Annotated in this window: 12 protein-coding genes; 6 read left to right on the top strand and 6 right to left on the bottom strand. The window is 46.2% G+C overall.

All coding sequences use genetic code 11. The features are described 5' to 3' along the window. Positions 1-2: 2 nt before the first annotated feature. Both NXS08_RS00790 and NXS08_RS00795 read right to left on the bottom strand, forming a co-directional pair. Positions 3-1,031: a glycosyltransferase gene (locus NXS08_RS00790; protein ID WP_259136216.1), complete on the bottom strand. Its 1,029-nt coding sequence runs from the start codon at positions 1,029-1,031 to the stop codon at positions 3-5. A 9-nt stretch (positions 1,032-1,040) separates the two neighbouring features. Then, complete coding sequence (locus tag NXS08_RS00795) at positions 1,041-2,648, bottom strand: asparagine synthase-related protein (RefSeq protein ID WP_259136217.1); 1,608 nt, start codon at positions 2,646-2,648, stop codon at positions 1,041-1,043. Positions 2,649-2,766: 118 nt separating this feature from the next. Between NXS08_RS00795 and NXS08_RS00800 the strand changes: the two genes are divergently transcribed. After that, entirely contained in the window at positions 2,767-4,806 is a 2,040-nt protein-coding gene (locus NXS08_RS00800) for a DUF6541 family protein (protein WP_259136218.1), read from the top strand. Positions 4,807-4,815: 9 nt separating this feature from the next. Here the strand turns inward: NXS08_RS00800 and NXS08_RS00805 are convergent, their stop codons facing one another. Then, positions 4,816-6,078 carry a glycosyltransferase gene (locus NXS08_RS00805; protein ID WP_259136219.1) on the bottom strand — a complete coding sequence of 421 codons (1,263 nt, stop codon included), beginning with the start codon at positions 6,076-6,078 and terminating at the stop codon, positions 4,816-4,818. Continuing rightward, positions 6,075-7,166 (bottom strand): glycosyl transferase family 1, encoded by a 1,092-nt coding sequence (locus NXS08_RS00810; protein ID WP_259136221.1) that lies wholly within the window; start codon positions 7,164-7,166, stop codon positions 6,075-6,077. Before NXS08_RS00810 ends, NXS08_RS00805 begins: the two co-directional genes overlap by 4 nt. Before the next feature lie 105 nt (positions 7,167-7,271). Between NXS08_RS00810 and NXS08_RS00815 the strand changes: the two genes are divergently transcribed. Together NXS08_RS00815 and NXS08_RS00820 are read left to right on the top strand one after the other, a co-directional pair. Then, positions 7,272-9,626: a D-glucuronyl C5-epimerase family protein gene (locus NXS08_RS00815; RefSeq protein ID WP_259136222.1), complete on the top strand. Its 2,355-nt coding sequence runs from the start codon at positions 7,272-7,274 to the stop codon at positions 9,624-9,626. Positions 9,627-9,630: 4 nt separating this feature from the next. After that, positions 9,631-10,839 carry a glycosyltransferase gene (locus tag NXS08_RS00820; protein WP_259136223.1) on the top strand — a complete coding sequence of 403 codons (1,209 nt, stop codon included), beginning with the start codon at positions 9,631-9,633 and terminating at the stop codon, positions 10,837-10,839. Between the two features lie 62 nt (positions 10,840-10,901). Here the strand turns inward: NXS08_RS00820 and wecB are convergent, their stop codons facing one another. After that, a complete protein-coding gene (gene wecB / locus NXS08_RS00825; RefSeq protein ID WP_259136224.1) occupies positions 10,902-11,969 on the bottom strand; it encodes a non-hydrolyzing UDP-N-acetylglucosamine 2-epimerase in 1,068 nt (355 codons plus the stop codon). 10 nt (positions 11,970-11,979) lie between these two features. After that, positions 11,980-13,053 carry an acyltransferase gene (locus NXS08_RS00830; RefSeq protein ID WP_259136225.1) on the bottom strand — a complete coding sequence of 358 codons (1,074 nt, stop codon included), beginning with the start codon at positions 13,051-13,053 and terminating at the stop codon, positions 11,980-11,982. A 399-nt stretch (positions 13,054-13,452) separates the two neighbouring features. On the opposite strand from NXS08_RS00830, the gene NXS08_RS00835 reads away from it, so the two are divergent. Genes NXS08_RS00835 through NXS08_RS00845 form a run of 3 tightly spaced genes read left to right on the top strand, consistent with a single transcriptional unit; the run spans position 13,453 to position 18,625 of the window. Continuing rightward, a complete protein-coding gene (locus tag NXS08_RS00835; protein ID WP_259136226.1) occupies positions 13,453-14,751 on the top strand; it encodes a nucleotide sugar dehydrogenase in 1,299 nt (432 codons plus the stop codon). A 37-nt stretch (positions 14,752-14,788) separates the two neighbouring features. After that, positions 14,789-16,792 (top strand): DUF6541 family protein, encoded by a 2,004-nt coding sequence (locus NXS08_RS00840; RefSeq protein ID WP_259136228.1) that lies wholly within the window; start codon positions 14,789-14,791, stop codon positions 16,790-16,792. Positions 16,793-16,795: 3 nt separating this feature from the next. Further along, on the top strand, positions 16,796-18,625 hold the full coding sequence (locus NXS08_RS00845) for a glycosyltransferase (protein ID WP_259136229.1): 1,830 nt from the start codon (positions 16,796-16,798) through the stop codon (positions 18,623-18,625). Positions 18,626-18,632 lie beyond the last annotated feature (7 nt).

Raw genomic sequence — 18,632 nt, forward strand, 5'->3', positions numbered from 1 at the left:
CCTTAGACTATTTCGCGGTAGATTTCCTCTAACCTTGCTACCACATTAGCTGGATGATGGTTTTCATACACCCAGTCGCGCCTTGCCTGCATGGCTGCGGGTGAATCAACTTCAGCGAGCTGGCTGATAATCCACTTAGCGATGGCTTTAGGATCTCTCGGAAGCGTAGCAGGAAGTGGGCTGACGTGTTCAAGTAAAGTTGGTTGAGCAGCGCCCTCGGGAAAATTGCTGTCAGAGGCTGCAACAGTAGCTGCTGGAACTGCCTCAACTGACTGACTGCAAAGCAGCCGCCGCCCCAGCGCCAACGTCTGATAATCCGTCATCGATAACGCCGCAAACTGTAACTGACCCACCACCAAATCTGCAGAAGCTAAGAAACGCGCGAACTCAGGTAAGGGCATAAGCGGGTGAAGTACCACGCCTAACTCAGCTGCTCGAAAAGCCTGGTCACCCCAATCTAACCCGTGAACTTCCACCCCTGCATCAACGAGTTCCTGCGCTAAAGGAAGCAGAACATCTAATCCCTTAGTGTCATCCCAACGGGAAGAAAAAACTACTCGCCCAGAAACAACCGGAGTATCTATCGGTATAAAAAATTCCAACGGAAGCGGATTAGGTACCCAAACTGCATCGGGGCGCACCTTTTGCACCCAAGGCAACAAATCCGGGGTAGCGCAAAGTACTTTATCTGCGCGTCGCAAAGACTTAGAAATAACCTGCTTTAACCCCGGCTTTTGCCAGTCTTTGCGTATGTCTGAACCGTGTAAATGCAGCACAAAAGGCAGCTTGCCCCAGCCATAATAACCATTGGCAGCGTAATGCAAGTGGATTAAATCAGCCCCGCGTCGCTTCCTTAACCAATGAAATAAATCCTGTAACCGCGAGGAAATAACCCGAAGCGGATGCCCTTTCCCCGCAGGAATTCTCTGCAAAGACCAGGCTTTGCCCTCGTGCTGAGCCTGCGCAACTAAGGTTGAGGGGACATTCGCTATTTCATTAACATGGACTACTTTAGTGGCAGCAGAATACATTATTTCCCTTTAGTATGGTGGCATCACGTGGGAACCAGGTACCCACTGGTCGGTAAGGAATAAATCGGCATAAACTCCGAAAAGGGTTGCTCCGCCGGCAAGTTTCAACGCCAACTTCGCTTTGGGGATTTCTCCTGCCAGCGCGTGGAAACCCATCGGGTGGTTAAGCTGGGTGCGCACACTTAGCGTGTGATTAGCCAGGTTTAGCAGATGAGTTTTCTCGAGGGCGGTCTTAACAACCCGTACTGCACCAGAGGGAAGACTTTGTACTGCCCCTTTGAAATAATCTAACTCCACTTTGCTGATCCGAGAATAAAGCTCATTAGCGTAGCGCACGTATTCTACCCGCACGCTCTCATGGAACTGTTGGGGAGCATTAATCCACACGTCCCATACGCTTCGTTCATACATGGGGAGCGCCCAATCAAACCCAAAATACTCGTAAGCGCGCACCGAGTTAGAAATATACTTGGACTGGCGTTCACTAATATTGAGCGCCACAATCGTTTCTAAACGGTTTTCAGGAGCTTTCCCGGTCCAAAAATCACGCAGTAGGTGGCTAAGTTTATAAACCGTGTAGAAAGATGCGGCTTCCTTTGGTTTACCTTGCAAAATGCCGTGGTGGTCGATAAAAACTTTGACCGCATCGCGTTTAGTGAAATGAAGTTCAGGTTCTGCACACCACTCATCGTGCTCATTTCCAACAATTGTGTGCCCGGGTAAAACAATTGCCCCTGCTTCTACCTGCGGATGGTTTTGTAACTGCGTGAGCGCATACCAGTCTTGAATATGCGGCAGAGCTTGCCCCGTCCAAGTAGCTTTGAGGAAATCCTCTGCTTCTTGCCATTTTTCTTTCATTTCAGTGGGCTTAAGTTCAACTAAAATCCACTCAAATCCAAGTCCTTTAGCTACAGATTCAGAAATATGTGCTTCTGGTGAGCCGGGCTGGCCGTAGGTGAAACATAGTACGTTAGGGGCATTGAGTTCTTTAAGAATGGCTAATAGTAAACGCGAATCTGCACCCCCAGAAAGAGGAATAAGAAGCTGCCGCCCTTTTGCCTGAGCAAGGGTAAATTGGAAGGCTTTTTTTAATTCCGCGTAGAAAAGCTCTAAGAATTCCTCGGTTGAAAGAGCTTCGATTTTTGCCAGCTCAGTGCCGGGTTTAGCGCGGATTGTACTAATCAGAGGAACACGTTTTGGAGCCTTACCCACTCGCAATCTAACCATCGCTCCGAAAGGTACTGAATGAACTCCCTTCAATAAGGTGTCGGTTCCTAATACGTAACCAAAATGTCTGAACTCGGCAGCTGCTTCTGGATACAGAGTCAGTTCACGGTGGTGGGCAATGAGCGCGTTCACATCTGAAACAATGTCGTAACCATTTTCTGTTTCCAGATAAAGCAGTGGAATAGAACGCGCCTGGTCACAGAGTAAAAGCGCTTTATCCTCTTGTAAAATGACTGCGCCCCAGTTACCTTGTTGTGCGCTTGCCCACTGGATAGGATCATCTGTATCAATCTGATTTGGAAGCTGTCCGCTGATAGTCCCATGCCAATAGATCCTCCCTAACTGGTGTTCAAGAATAATCCAATTAGTTGAGTCTAATACCTGAATCATGGGAGCTCCGATCGTTCTGTCAGGATATGCGTATAATAAGTTTAGCTAAGAACACTCAGATCAAGGATAAACCAATATTAAAATATAGTTTATTCAGATGTATTAGGACGATTTAAGTATGGTTGGAATTTGGTTCATTTTAGGAGTTAGTTTAGCTTCTCTCCTAGTAATTTATCTTCCCTCTCTTTTAATGCTTAGATCGCTTGGGGCAAAAGGTTATTTGCTTTTTGGATTAGCTCCAGCTTGGTCAGCCGGTGTATCTACTGCAGCTTCGTTGATTTTTGCAAAGTTCGAAATTAGTTGGAACTTAACGAACTTTATGCTTTTCAATTTATTATCTTTATTTCTTTGTTTGCTCATTGGACGGATCATTTTTGGCGCCCGATTTGAAAAAACACAAGAAGGCACTGAGGATATACCTGTTCCCCAAGGAAAATTGGGGTTAATCGCTACACTTATCCTGCTGCTATTAGGAACCATCTTTTACTGGTTACCAACAATTTGGGGAATAGATTTAAACTACCCTGCGCAGCAAAATGACTCTACATTCCATCTATCTGCCGTTATGACCATTTTGCAAACTGGAGATGCTTCACCTTTAACCGCTTTTTCCAGCCTCTATGGTCTTTCTGACGTCAATGTTACATACCCTGCAGTTTGGCATCAGCTTGCGGCCCTTTTTGCTACTGAACAAACCGTTGTCCAAGTGGCGAAAGCTCTACAGTTTACGGTGGCATTCTTGTGGTTAGCAAATATTAGTATTTTAACTACAGTCGCACTACCACGTCTTTGGGGAGCAGGGCTTTTAGGAATTGCGGTAGCACAGATTATTCCAGTTTTCCCAGTTTACTATCACGTTAATATACCGCTTTGGCCAAATGCTTGGGGAATTGCCTTATTGCCTGGTGTGGTATCTGCGTTGCTAACAGCATTTAGAAATTACAAGTACTACCCGCGTGGACAATACCGAGTAAAACGAGATCTGACTATGCAGATTTCTGTTGTTTTCCTAGGTATTTTAGGAATTACAGCTGCTTACCCTCCGGCTGCTTTTTCACTAATGGTGATCCTATCAGGAGGTATGCTTGTTGGAATATCTCGGGTTTTACTTTCAAGCCTGAAAATACGGACTAAGATCGCGGTTCTGTTTATTGGCGGCATCTTTGGGGGATTGTTCTCATATTACGTGTCCTATAATGAATCGATTAACTGGTTATTTAATCGCAGACCTGAGATTGACTGGAATAATTTAGGTTTTAAAGCATGGGCTGTTTTCTCACTATTCCCAGCTGGCGGAGGGACCATAACCTATAAGATTATTGTCACGTTAGCGGGACTATTAAGCGTCTTAGGGGTAGTCCTAAGCTGGAGAAATCTCTATACTCGTTGGGTTAGCATTTCTTGGATTATCAGCTTAATCCTGGTAGTAGGAACTTTAGTGCCACTACCATTAATTACTAATCTAACTGCAATCTGGTATTACGGTTCTTATCGTTTGATGCCAGTCATGGCTATACTTTCGATTATTACGATGACTATTGGGGTTAATGCCTTACTTCGTAAAACGCTAAAAATCATACAAAAATTCTCCAGTGGAAAAATAGATTCTAAAGTCTATAAGACAGCTATTGTTAGCGTTGCAATCAGCTTGGTAATTGCTAACGGGGTAATCAGTTGGGGAATCAGGTCAGCAAAAGCAGTTGAGTTATATAAGCCCACCTTGGGACAAACTGTATTTATGGCTGATAGTGAAGAACTGAAAATGATTTTCAGGGCTAAGGAAGTGCTTACAGAAGATAAATTACTGCTTGGTGAAGCATCAACGGGCGCAACTCTTATCTACATTGTGAGCGGTCATCCGGTAGTTTATAAACAAGTAACCTTCGGATCAGTCGATAATGCTGATCCAGATGCAGGATACTTGGCAGCTAACTTCAAACACTATAAGACAGATCCACATATTTGCGAGTTAGTAACTAAGTACAATATTGGATATTTCTATGCTGACCGTTCTCAGACTTTCAACCACAAACAACAAAAAGATCGAGCTTCGGGACTTTTTGGCGTAGTTTTAGATCCGCAAGATTTCATATTACTCGATGATGGGGGCACCGCAGAGTTATATAAGTTCGTTGGATGCGAGCTAAAGAAACCTTAAAATAAAAACCTAATCTTTAAGAAGATGGGTAATAGTAGTATTCATATCGGAGTATTGTTTCTCCGCATTAGCGTACTCATCCCAAGTTTCTTTAGCGCGAGCACTTAATTTCTCATACTCGGTAATTCCACCTGCAATAATTTGTGCTATTTCATTTGCGATATCTTTACCGGAACATTCAACTGGTAGAGTCCGTCCATTTACTTCGTGGTGGACGATTTCTGCAGTTCCTCCCGCGCGGGTAGCTACAACAGGAATACCGTTTGCTAAAGCTTCCATAATCGTCACAGGAACCCCTTCACCTGATGAAGAGTTAATAAAAATATGCATATTTTCAGCATTTAAAAAGTCTTGCACTTCTTGATTACTCAGATGTCCAGTTAGTCTAATTCGACTACTGAGTTTCTTTGCCGCAATATAATTTTGCATGGCTTTAAAACGGGACTCTTGAAACTCTCCAATATGTGTCCAGGTAATTAGATAACCTTGCTTTTCAAGTTCTTCAACGGCATCTGCAATCAAATGAACCCGCTTATAACCGGCCATATGAGAGATACTAATTAAGTTAGTAGGTTGGGTGAACTGGGGTGACTGCCGGTTGGATTTAGGAACACCTAAACGCTTAACTTTTACCTTACTTGCATATTGCGGAAACCGATCCGTCAAAAAACGCGCTGCGTAGTTAGAAATTGGAAAGACAAAATCGACTTTTGAAAGAAGGAAATCACGTCCAGGAATGTATCCATTCGGAGTATCGTCTTCGTCCACATCATACGCATGGGCGCGTGAAATAAGTTTAACTTTAGTGGCAGACAATAAATCATCTTTAAGCAGGTTAGCTACTACAACCCCCGTGTAGAACCAGTACGAGTAGATTACTACGGAATCGTACTGTTTTAAATCGGTTTCAATTAATTGCGATCTTAATCTTTTGTATATGTCGATTGCATTAGAGAAAAACCGTAAATCCATTGCAAGATATTTGAAGGTGCGCTTGCGAGAACTTTTCAAGTAGCCAGCTTTGGGGTTCAAAATAGATGGTAAATGCCTTAATAAAACAAGCCATTTATTGGATAGTTTTGCGGGCGCTGGAAGTAAAGAAGAAGCATGAGCTGGAATCTTACGAGTTTTTTGGGCGCCAGCTTCTAAACGCATAGGAATGAAAAAAATTTGATCTGCACTTTCTTGAATGAAAGGAAGTTCTTGTTCAAAGAATTCCTCTCCAACTTCATAAGGGAAAGCATCTGTTAATACGATTAAAGCAGTTTTCATGAGTCTTTTCCGTCTGTTAGAACTTGAGCTACTTGCAGCGCCCTTGCCATCCAAGTATTGTTTCGGCGCGTTTCAATTATTTTATTTTCCATCTGCGGAATCCATTGAAGGTCTTGTAAACTTTCTAAGATATTTCGTATCTCTTCTACACTGTAATCAACAGTCCAGCCACAGGAATTAGCTACTACAAAATTACCAGCCAAAGTGTTAGAAGAAGCTAAAACTGGACGTAAATTGCCCAGATAATCAAAAAGCTTAATCGGCACTGCAAATTCTCTATATTCGTCAGGTTCCATTACAAGAGAACAAACATTAGCCGCGCGGAATAGGGGCAAAAGGCCCTCACCTGATTCATGTACTACTTTGATATTTTCATCTAACACGTCCTTATAATCAGCCTGATTAGCTTCCCACATACTCTGTGAAGTGCAGATAGTTAGCTCTGCATCGGGAATAGATTTAATCGCTTCAAGAAGTTTGTGAATCTTGTAATGCGAACCCAGTCCACCAATGTAAAGCAAAGAAAGTTTATGGGTGGGCAGAGGAGAATCATTTTCTGGACATCCCGGTGGTAAAGCCAAGAATTTCTTTGGATCTACCAGGGGAACGAACTTACCCATCTCTAAAGACGGTAGAAAGACTTTTTTCAAAGTTTTGTTGTATTTACGCAGGTCATAACGGTAAAGCTGGCGCATGAAGAAAGCTAAAGGCTGTTTTACCAGCTCCAAGTAACTGTCGAAAGCCCAGTAGATGTCACGGTAGAAAACGCCTCCGTTTATTCCATGTTTTTGACAGAAACGGAAAAAAGAAAAGTCTAAAAATAAGTGCGGAGGCAAATGCTTAGGTTCGGTTAAAGCAGTGGGAATAGTAGCGGATTCCGAATAGAGGAAAGCAAATTTCTCACCTTGACGAATTAGCTCTTTAACTTTCTTAATCTTTTGGCGACGCTCTGAGGCATAGCCGGATACAAGGAAAACTTCAAAACCCGCATCTTGGAAAGCCTGATACATTTTAACCGGACGAATCCCCGACCCAGAGGTTGCTTGAAAGTTCAACGGATAGGGGACGTGGTAGATCATTTTAGGCATTGTGAAGCGCCTTTCTCATCTGGAAATCAGACTGTTAAAATAGTTGTCGGACAAATTTAGAGCTACCAAAAGCCTACTATATTTCTACTAATCTCAGGGAAAAGAATGAAATCGAATAAGTTTGCATTTTCCTCAACACTAATTACCGCAACCTTAGCCAGTGCATTACTAATGCCGAAGCCCATTTATGCAACTGATTTTGATAATTATTTAACTATCGAAGAAGAACTACGTGCGACGATTGTCAGTGAAACACCAGCTGACGCAGATTTCTTTAAACTAACCCCTGAAGAAGAAGCTATTTATGCTCCGCAAGAAGAATCTTCTGAAACTCCTCAACCAGGTGAATCAGCGCCCTCGGAAAATGAAATAAACCCCGAAAAAGAACCTGCTACTGAAACAGAACCTGGCGAAGGAACTGAACCTGCTCCTGAAACAGAACCTGGTGAAGGAACTGAACCAGAAACGCCAGAACAAGCAGAAGATAAAAACGCGCAGAGTAATAAACCCACGGAAGAAACTGGCAAAAGTGGTTTCTTCAACCATGAACCCGCCGCTGAAATCAAAGAAATCAAAGTAACGGCACCCTTTTATGCGGACGCAAATAGCTACACACTGCCGGGAATTAACGGGGTACAGTGGATAGTGAACGGGAAACTCTCTAATCCTGGAACCCACCGGATTAGTACTGAAAAACAACGCAAACGCCTCATTATTTCCGCCTGGACAGCAGATCCGAAGCAATTTCGTTTAGTTGGGACAACTTCTTGGGTGCTGCAATCGGAGACCTTTGCCCCAACTATCCCCAACCCACAAAACCAATACAAATGGGAACTAAGACAACAGATTGGACACGGGTGGAGCGGACGCATCTTTTCCGCCGGAAATTTCGATAGCAAAGGTGGAGCCGATCTTTTCCGCATCAGTCCACAAGGACAACTTATTTTATATCCGACTCTGTCAATGGGGCGTTTTTCAACTCCCATAAAATACGGGTACGGCTGGAACCAGATGACGAAACTTGTGGCAGGGGCAGACTTTAATGGCGATAATACTCCAGATATCCTAGCCGTTGATCAAGCAGGACGCCTCTACCTTTACCCGGGAAATGGTGCGGGGAGTTTCAAATCCGCGCGAATTTCTTTCGGATACGGATGGAACACTTTTAATCACCTAGTTTTACTTCCCAAAACAGAGAAGTTCGGGCCGCGCCTGGTGGGTACCCATAAGAGCGGACAAATGTTTGTTTATGAAGGAAACGGCCAAGGTGGATTCAAAGGAGGACGCACAGCTTTAGGGTTTGGGTGGAATCAAGTAACCTCGATTAACTGCGGAGAAGATTGGAACCACGATGGGTTACAAGACTTGATCGTTACTAATCGCGCAGGCAAACTGTTGGTATATCATGGTAACGCGCAGGGCACTTGGGGCAGTGGCACTCAAGTAGGGCAAGGTTGGAACAGCATGGGGACTATTTTGTCCCTTTTCGACGAAAATCAAAATGTGCTTTGGTCAGTAGATAAAAATTATCGGCTTTGGCATTACAAGAATAAGCAGCTGGGTCATGTCGCTAAAACAGTAGACCAGGCTTGGGGATTCAATACTTCTATATACCAGACGCGACCTGACGCTAACTACCCGTACAGTCACAAAGGTGGGTGGGTAAAAACTGCTTGGCAAGTCGATAGCAAAAACGTCCCGATTGTGAAGGTACCGGGGTTAATGAATGGGCGGAGGATATATCATCCGGTTGCCTATTCACGTTTTGCTTTGGACGCAGTTGAAAACTATTTTGCTAATGAACCATCAGCATTGCGTAACCGTGAGTTAGCGCGAGCTGAAGCTGCTGCTCAAGCGCTGGTAGATGGGGCAATATTAGATGAAGATACGCTTTGGTTCCCTTATAGTTTCCCTTACCGGGCAATGGGGCATGCAGAAAACACTATGCAAGTTCCGTGGTTTTCATCTATGTCTCAAGGGTTTGCGTTGGCAACCTTTGTGCGGCTTTCCCAAGCTACGGGGGATATTAAGTGGAGGCAGTATGCAGATATGACTTTTGCCAGTTATTTTGCGCATTCAGATGAAAAATATTGGATTAGCTTAGTGGACGATTCTGGTGATCTTTGGTTAGAAGAATACCCGGGACCACCGATTCCATCTAAGGTCTTGAACGGGCATCTCTTCAGCGCTGAAAGTCTGCAGTACTACTGGCTGGATACACAAAATACTCACGCGGAAGCTTTTATAGATGGGGCAGTTACAGCGACGGTAAATGAGTTTAATAACTATCGTACGCCGGGGCGAGCTTCCTTATATTGTGCTTCGATTTTCTGTTGGCGGATTGGTAAGAGCCCGGCAGACTATCATAGGATAGTAGCAAAGCAGATTAAGGATTTTGGTATATCTTTAAACCAACCATCCTTACTAGAATTAGCTAATCTGCTGTACAAAGATAGGTGAGTATATGGGAGAGAAAAACGGGTTCTTCCAGGTTGTTTCACGCATCCATCTGCCAGAGGCTTCTGCAGCATCTTTTCGTTTAGATGCGGTGGAAAAAGCTTTGGCAGCGGCAGGACAAGAGTTTCGAGTACTGACTGCAAAGCTCCCGCAGGGGATGGAAGTAAAAGACTCTGCGCCGATTCGTCGAGTTCCAGTAATCCGCGATAAGGACGGTTACATTAAGGGTTATATTCCTTATATGTCATTTGATATTCCGGCGTTTTTCTCTGTTTTAATGGGGAAGAAACCGCAGGTGGTTTTAGTTGAGCCTCCGCCAACTACTGGTTTTATGATGCGACTAGCTTGTGGGATACGCAAAATCCCTTATGTTTGGTATGGGGCGGATGTTTGGTCAGATGCCGCAGAATCAACAGGAGCCCCTAAAATTGTGGTTGATGTGGTGCGGTTTATGGAAAAAACTGCTGTGCGTGGGGCAGCTGCTTGTATCGCAGTTTCCGAGGGCGTAGCTGAACGCCTTAATGAGTTTGGGGCTAAAACTGTAGAAGTTATCCCTAACGGGGCGGATACGGAGATTTTTAACCTCCAGGTAGAACCTTTTTCTAAAGCTGAGTTAGCTAAACTGGGGGTCACTGAACCGTATGCGATTTACGCAGGGACAGCTTCTCAATGGCAGGGTGCCGAGATTTTTGCTAAGGCTTTTAGTAACTATTGGAAAGAAACTCAAAAGAATCAGCTGGTGTTTATTGGACGCGGTGATTCAATGCCGAAAATTAGAGAAATTGCTGATGATTTAGCGGTTTATGCAAAACGTAACGGGTGTGCTTATCAGCCGATTCTTGTTTTGGACTCATTCCCTCCAGCTGAAGCTGCGAAGTGGCAAAGAGGAGCGCAGGTAGCGTTAGTTTCTATTCAACCTGACATCGGCTACGATTTTGCATACCCAACTAAGGTATTAACTGCCTTAGGTTGTGGTACCGCGGTTCTTTATGCGGGGGTTGGTCCGGCAATAGCGGATATTGAGAAAGCTCAGCTTGGTTACACCTGTAAGTTTGCGACTGAGCCCATTGTAGAAGTCATGCGGACTGCGTTTAGTGCTCCTGCTGATGCTGAGGCAAGTCAGCGCAGAGCTGATTGGGTTTTGTCACATAGGTCGATGAAAGAAACCGGTAGAAAAGTAGCCGCCTTACTGATGCGGGTAGCTACCTCTAAATAAGTGAAATAGTTTGTGTGGGGCAGTTCCAAGGAACTGCCCCACACAAACTATTAAGAAACAATTTAACGAGTGTTCGCAATCAGTTCTGCGACTACTCGGTCGGCTGCCTTGCCATCTCCATAGGGAGCGTAATCGGTAGCAGGAGGCATCGGACGCTGCGCAGCTTCCACCAACTGTGTTCCGGCGTTTACCAGCACATTCCAACCACATTCAACAGTTTCTACCCATTCAGTTTGTGGGCGTACCGTGGTACAGGGAACGCGCAGTAAGAATGCTTCTTTTTGCAACCCACCTGAATCGGTAATAATCCCGCGAGCGCTCATCGCAGACGCTAATAGATCTGGATAAGCTAAAGGCGCGTGGAGGTGAAGATTACCGCGGGCGATTTCAATCCCATGTTCAGCTGCTTTAGCCACTAAACGTGGGTGAGCTAAGATAACTACCGGATGATCAACTGCACCTAGTGAGTCAAGGACAGCTTCGAGTTGTTCTTTTGTATCGGTATTTGCTGGACGGTGAATGGTTGCCAGTGAATATGAGCCAGCTGCAAAACCAAACTCTTCCATGATGGGGCTTTTTGCGTCTGCCAGTTTAGCTTTAGTTTCCATAAGCACGTCGGTCATCACGTCTCCGACTACTACAGTGCGGGGAGCTAATCCTTCATTTTCTAAATGTTTTGCAGCTACCTCAGTGGGAGCTAACAGTAAGTCTGCGCAATGATCGGTGACTATACGATTAATTTCTTCAGGCATTTCGCGGTTGAATGAGCGTAAGCCGGCTTCGAGGTGAGCAATCGGGAAGTGAAGTTTAACAGCTGAAAGAGCTGCCGCCGTTGTGGAGTTAGTATCACCGTAAACTAATACCCAGTCAGGTTGGTGTTTGAGGATGATTTCATCCATAGCAGCTAGCATAGCGCCAGTTTGGACTCCGTGAGAGCCTGAACCTACTCCCAGGTGTTCATCGGGAGCGGGAATATTAAGGTCAGCGAAGAATGCATCCGAAAGCATTGGGTCATAGTGCTGACCGGTATGAACGATGATATGTTCAACATTTGCACGAGCACAGGCATGTGCAATGGGAGCTAATTTTACGAATTGGGGGCGTGCGCCCACTACAGACATGATTTTCATAGGCACTATTTTAGCTAGTTTTCCCAAATTTTTTATCACCCCAAGCCCGGATGCGTTTTTCGCATGGACGTTCTACCCCATAGTGGAGGGCGGCAGCAAGTACGAATGAGACTGCAAAAAGGGTGAAGAAAATTAGAAGTGAGTTTGTCCGCCCCCACCATCCTAGGTAGGCGTAGAGGACGGTCGCGTGAACTAGATAGAAAGCGTAGGATATTTCTCCGGCGATCACCATCGGTTTAGTCCTAAGGAAACTATGGCGTCCGGACAGATCAGAACAGGCTAACATCCAGATTAGAATTGCGTAAATTATGGGAAGAATGAAAGGGTAGAAAGGCTGCAACATAGTGGCGAATTGCGGATACCAGCCGCGAACGGTTAAAAGATAGTAGCCAACGGCTAAGCCAATCACAATAAAGTAGGTGGGCCAAGCAGGAATGTTGAGCCGATAGTCTTGTTTAACAAGCTGGGCGACTATCATTCCTAGGAAGAACTCCCAAAAACGGTTTACTACAGGTGGGGTTACGTTTGCGTAGCGCACACTTATGAATCCAACTAAAAGAACTATGAGAATGAAAAGAACTAACTTTGTTCGTTGGAATGAAGAAGTATAGCGGTTCACAAAAGGGTGAGAAAAATAGAAGGAGGCTTCGTTAGAAAGAGTCCAGGAGGCGGGGTTGCCTGCGAATATGACTTGAGAGTTCATGGAAAGCCCATGGACTAGGAAAATAGAGGCCAAAATCGGGAGTAAAACAATCTCCTTTTCCCACCAGTTTCCTGGAGTTGGACCGTTCCAAGGATAGAAAATTGGTAGAGCTATAAGCAGCGCCACCAGGTGTGCTGGCCAAATCCGGGCTACTCGGCGCATCCAAAACTGTCTGCGGGTTACTTGCGGGCTAGCAGACCAGGTGAGGACAAAGCCAGATAAGACGAAGAAGAAAGCTACTCCGGTGTATCCTATGGCTCCTAGTTTTGACCCAGGAAATCTTCCTACAATGTCGTAGTGGTAGATGAAAACTCCGAAAGCTGCCCACCAGCGGATACCGGTAAGAGAATCAAGACGAATTCGTTTAGGGGTGTTTGTCACTTTTACCTCCACCAGGGGGATTACAATCCTTTAGCTTTCTTAAGTCCAGAACTAGTATAACTGGGAGCTGTAAAATTACGGCTTTCTGTAAGAAATACGTTTTGTAACTGTACTTTGCAGGTGGGAAAGTTCGAATACGCAGAAATCAACGTCCACATCACCTTGGTCAATAGTAAGGGACAGATAAAAATGGTAACTAACGGGAAAAACCATTTTAGCCTGAGGTCTTTATCCAAAAACTACTTGTGCGTAAATCCTGCTTGCATCCTGCTGATTATGAGTAAATCATTAGAAAATAGGTGGCTAGCTAAAAGATATTTAGCTTTAGGATTAAAATGAGATAGAGTAAATTTTCATATACCCTCCTATGCTGAGTAAACGAGTTGAAAAGAGGAAAGCATGCGTATTGCAGTAGTTGCTATGGGGAAGATCGGTCTGCCTTTGGCAGTACAGTTCGCAGATTCCGGACACGAAGTTATCGGTGTTGATGTTAATCCCGAAACAGTACGTCTTATCAATGAGGCAACAGAACCTTTCCCCGGAGAAGCCCAACTGCAAGAAAAACTCTCCGCCCTCGTTCCAGCTGGGAAACTAAAAGCCACCACCGACTATGCAGAAGCAATCCCCGGTGCTGATGCGGTAGTCCTAGTAGTACCGCTTTTTGTCAACGACGAAACCTGGGAACCAGACTTCGCTTGGATGGACGCAGCCACTAAGTCTTTAGCAGCTCACCTCACCCCCGGAACCTTAGTTTCCTACGAAACCACGTTGCCAGTGGGAACCACTCGCGGACGCTGGAAGCCAATGCTAGAAGAAATCTCCGGCTTAGAAGAAGGTAAGGACTTCCACCTGGTGTTCTCCCCAGAACGAGTCCTCACCGGCCGTGTATTCGCTGACCTACGTCGCTACCCGAAACTAGTTGGCGGACTTACCCCAGAGGGAACGAAACGCGCCATCGAGTTTTATGAAGCCGTCCTGCAATTCGATGAACGCCCCGACCTGCCAGTGGCCAACGGAGTTTGGGACATGGGCTCAGCAGAAGCAGCAGAAATGGCGAAACTTGCTGAAACCACCTACCGCGACGTAAACATCGGTTTAGCTAACCAATTCGCAGTTTACGCTGACAAAGTAGGGATTGACGTACAACGCGTAATCGACGCCTGTAACTCTCAGCCATACTCGCATATTCACCGCCCCGGCATTGCCGTGGGAGGACACTGCATCCCCGTCTACCCTCGCCTCTACCTGTCTACCGACCCAGAAGCGTCCGTAGTGCGCACCGCCCGTACTTTCAACGCTTCCATGCCAGACTACGTTGTCACCCGCGTAGAAAACGTACTCGGTAACCTAAAGGGAGTAAAAGTCGCCGTCCTGGGGGCTTCTTACCGTGGTGGAGTTAAAGAAACTGCTTTCTCTGGCGTATTTGCAACTGTCGATGCGCTACGCGCTCGCGGAGCTGAAGTGTTCGTACATGATCCCATGTATTCCGCTGAAGAACTAGCAAAGTTCGGGTGGGAAGCCTACCAGTTAGGAACTGCAGTGGACGCGGCTATCGTACAGGCAGACCACGCTGAATACCGTACTCTTACCCCAGCTGACCTTCCTGGTGTAAAGGTGCTATTTGATGGTAGACGAGCAACTGATCCGGCTCTTTGGGTAGGGACCCCACGTTTAGTTATTGGCGACGCCACTAACTAAAAAGCGTTCTGTTTCAGATAGTTTCTAAGGAATCCTCATGAACAGCCCCGCAACTTGGTTTTCTACCATCTCAGCTGCCCTATTGTTAGTTACTGCATTATGGCTACCAGGCTGGGGGGTGCTGTTCGCGGCGGGAACCCATCGGAAAGATCGTCTACTCTTAGCTCCGCTATTTTCAGCTGCTTTAGTGGGAGTAGCTGCAATAATCGCTCCATTTGTGGGGTTGAGTTGGGGTTGGTTACCCCTGGGGTTACTTGTTGCAGTAGTCTTGCCGGTGGGTTTCCTCTTTCGCTGGCGAGGGCGGAGAGAAACAACCTCTTCCACATATGAAGCTACCACTAATAAAGGTATTTTTTACGGCGCTCTGTTAGCTATCCCGGCCAGTAGTTGGATTTTCTTTCAAGGCATCGGGGCATTAAGCCACCCACCACAAACCTGGGACGCAGTTTTCCACCTCAATGCACTTCGGTGGATATACGATTCTGGGAATGCTTCTTCTTTAAATCTTTCATCTTTGAGCAGTGGTTTAACCGCACAGGAAGCTACCCAGGGCGGATTTTATCCAGCTGGTTTTCACGCTATGACGTATTTAGGTTGGGTAACTGATCCAGTCGTTACCACTAACCTTTTTGTGCTTTTAGTTACCGCCGTTATTTGGCCACTAGGAATGGGGCTTTTAGCGCGCACAATCGTCCCGGAAAAACCATTTATCCACACAGCAACGATGGTTTTAGCGGTGGCTTACACAGCCTTTCCAGAACGCCCATCCTCTTATGGGACGCTGTGGCCCAATGTTTATGCCTATGCTTTAGTACCCCTAATGCTGGTATTTTTAGTCCGTTGGTTCGGTAGAACTAAAGAGCCAGCTATGCAGCTGCGCACCACAGTAGCGTTAATTATTGCCGCCTTGGGAATAGGAACTGCCCATCCCACCGGGGTACTGGTTGCCCTCATTGCCACTTTAGTTCTCTTAATAGATTTAATTATTCGCCTAATCACTCGAAACTACGAGCTAAAATACCGAAAACTTGCTTTCCTAAGTTTAATCGTGGCAGCTTTAGTCATAGTCGCCTATTACGCAGCTAAACATCCTATTTGGCAAACAGTCACCGCTTGGAAACGTGCACCAATTGGGAGTTTCAAGCGAGAATCATTTGGCGCAGTTTTTGACTCTCAGCTTTCTTGGATGGGGTACGGGGATAGCTACCCCGATTGGGTTTTAGGGACACTAACCCTAATCGGAGCACTAGTGGCACTCTACTATGCCCGCTACCGTTGGGCATTATTCACCTGGGGAATCTACTGCTACCTATTCGTTGCCTCAGCAGTAATAAACATTCCCGGATACGTGCTAGTTGCACCATGGTATTCTGACGCCGTCCGCCTAGGAGCGATGGTGCCCCTCTTAGGTGCCTTTATCGCTGCGCTGGGCTTAAACTTCCTGATAGAAAAAGCTGAGAAACTGTTAGGGAATCTATTTTCAGCTCACTCACCAAATACGGCTAAATACGGCAAAGCCGTTCAAGCAATCGCCCTCGTATTTGTTTTTGTGGGCACCAACTGGCTCGGCTATTACGGTGGGGTAGGCGCCCTCCAAATGAACTACAAGTATCAGCCAGCGTCCATTCTGGGCGCATTAGTAAGTGAAGAAGAAGTAGCCTTTATCCGCACCCTCCCACAAATTGTGGAACCCGGGGCCGCCATCGCCACTGACCCGCGCACCGGCGGCTCTCTAATCTACGCTTACACAGGCTTGCCTGTAGTACACCGCCACCTGGATGGAAACGGAAATAAAGACCAATATTTAATTGCTAAAGGCTTAGGATCCCGATCAACAGATTGGCGAGTATGCGACGTTATCAACCAAAAAAATATTCGCTACTTCTACACCGATGACGTGATCTACTGGCCAACGAATGAAGTCCGCGAATACTACGTTGGTTTTGAAGAAGCGAGAAAGAACCCCACCGGAATGGAACTTATTGCCGAAAAAGGCAAAGTTCGCCTGTATAAGATTACTGACTGCTCTAAAGGAAACTAACCAATGGCAACGGAAGAAGTAAAGGCAACAGAAGATAAAATCGTCGCCGTAGTAGTTGCCTGGAACCGCGCAGAACTACTCCAGGAAACCCTGGACGGACTGGCCGCACAAACTCGCGCGTTAGACGCAGTAGTCGTAATCGATAACGCCTCCACCGATCACTCACCGCAAGTAGCTAGCGAACATAAAGTAACCAGCGAGGTTCTGCGGATGCCAGAAAACCTAGGCGGCGCCGGTGGGTTCGCAGCGGGAATCGCTCGGGCCGTAGTTACCCACGAAGCAGACTACGTGTGGATTATGGACGACGACACAGTCCCCACCGCAACCGCTTTAGAAAAACTCGTAGAAGCAAAAGACACCTACCCGGGAGCACCCAGCGTATTAGCATCCAAAGCAGTGTGGGTGGACGGTAGAGAACACCCCATGAACCGCCCTCGTAAACGCCCACTACTAAGTCGAAAACTAACTCAACAAGCTGAAGAAATCGGATGTATTCCCATCCGCACCGCTTCCTTTGTTTCTATTTTGCTAGACGCTCGCGTCATCTTAGTAGAAGGGCTTCCGAAAGCCGCTTATTTCCTATGGAATGACGATTTTGAATACACTTCAAGGCTCCTTCGTAACCGCGTGGGCCTATACGTTCCTGCTTCAGTAGTAGTCCACAAAACAAAGGTTTTTGGGGATTCCTCAGCAGAGCCCGGCCCACGGTTTTTCAACGAAACCCGCAACAAAACTTGGATGTACCTGCGCTCTAAAGGATTAAACCCACTGGAAAAAACCCTCTACGGAGGAAAAACCCTGCTAAGGTGGGGACAAACTATCGCTAGTTCTAAAGAACCTCTAGCTTTAATCGAGTACGCTTGGCGGGGGATTAAAGCCGGATTTACCAAACCAGCTAAAAATCAAACAATCTTAGCTAACACTGCGGTTAATTGGGATGTGCACCTACTGGAAACCCCGGTAAACCGAGGTATTTCCCCTCTTGAAAGTGAAAAATTCGCGGTGCTGATGAGCGTTTATGCAAGTGATAATCCGCAGCATTTTGTCCGTGCTTTAGCTTCCGTGACCTGCGAGCAGATGCTTAAACCAAACCAAGTTGTCTTAGTTCAAGATGGGCCAGTTCCCCTCGAACTAGCAAAACAGATTGCTAACGCAAGTGAAATAGCGGGCCAACCGGTTGAAATAGTGGAACTGCCACAAAACGTAGGGTTAGCTGAAGCCTTAGATCAGGGGCTTGCCTACTGCAAGCATGAGCTGGTAGCCCGCGCTGACTCGGACGATATTTCTTTGCCCGAACGTTTCAAAACACAAATTCCGCTGATGCGCGACCACGACCTTTTAGGCGCAGCCATCGCTGAGTTTGAGACTGACGAAACGCAGTGGGGAATGATTCGCCGTCAGCCTGAAACGTCTTCAGAGATTGCTGAAGTTGCGCGATTAAGATCGCCATTTAATCACCCGACCGTAGTTTTCCGCCAGTCAGCAGTTGATATTGCCGGTGGGTATGAGCCCTGTGAAAGATTAGAAGACTACTGGCTCTTTGCCCGCATGATAGCCGGGGGAGCGCGCTGTGCTAATCTGCCCACCCCATTAGTTGCCTACCGGGTAGGGGCCGGAGCTTATAAACGTCGCGGCGGAATAGAACTATTCGTAGCGGAAATAGATCTACAAAGACGCTTAAAAGAGATGGGATTCACCACTAACTTGCAGTATTTGCGCAACCTGGGAATGCGGTCACTGTACCGCCTGGTGCCCACTGGAGTACGCAAAGAACTCTACCGCTTGGTTGGACGCAAGCGCTGGTTTAACCCGAAAAAAGCTGAAACCAACTAGAATAGAA

It is taken from the genome of Gleimia sp. 6138-11-ORH1, from assembly GCF_024814355.1.
Lineage (GTDB): Bacteria > Actinomycetota > Actinomycetes > Actinomycetales > Actinomycetaceae > Gleimia.

What these genes read in the sequence shown, in the direction of transcription:
- NXS08_RS00790 (WP_259136216.1), bottom strand. Translation starts at nt 1,031, where the DNA reads ATGTATTCTGCTGCCACTAAAGTAGTCCATGTTAATGAAATAGCGAAT.
- NXS08_RS00795 (WP_259136217.1), bottom strand. Translation starts at nt 2,648, where the DNA reads ATGATTCAGGTATTAGACTCAACTAATTGGATTATTCTTGAACACCAG.
- NXS08_RS00800 (WP_259136218.1), top strand. Translation starts at nt 2,767, where the DNA reads ATGGTTGGAATTTGGTTCATTTTAGGAGTTAGTTTAGCTTCTCTCCTA.
- NXS08_RS00805 (WP_259136219.1), bottom strand. Translation starts at nt 6,078, where the DNA reads ATGAAAACTGCTTTAATCGTATTAACAGATGCTTTCCCTTATGAAGTT.
- NXS08_RS00810 (WP_259136221.1), bottom strand. Translation starts at nt 7,166, where the DNA reads ATGCCTAAAATGATCTACCACGTCCCCTATCCGTTGAACTTTCAAGCA.
- NXS08_RS00815 (WP_259136222.1), top strand. Translation starts at nt 7,272, where the DNA reads ATGAAATCGAATAAGTTTGCATTTTCCTCAACACTAATTACCGCAACC.
- NXS08_RS00820 (WP_259136223.1), top strand. Translation starts at nt 9,631, where the DNA reads ATGGGAGAGAAAAACGGGTTCTTCCAGGTTGTTTCACGCATCCATCTG.
- wecB (WP_259136224.1), bottom strand. Translation starts at nt 11,969, where the DNA reads ATGAAAATCATGTCTGTAGTGGGCGCACGCCCCCAATTCGTAAAATTA.
- NXS08_RS00835 (WP_259136226.1), top strand. Translation starts at nt 13,453, where the DNA reads ATGCGTATTGCAGTAGTTGCTATGGGGAAGATCGGTCTGCCTTTGGCA.
- NXS08_RS00840 (WP_259136228.1), top strand. Translation starts at nt 14,789, where the DNA reads ATGAACAGCCCCGCAACTTGGTTTTCTACCATCTCAGCTGCCCTATTG.
- NXS08_RS00845 (WP_259136229.1), top strand. Translation starts at nt 16,796, where the DNA reads ATGGCAACGGAAGAAGTAAAGGCAACAGAAGATAAAATCGTCGCCGTA.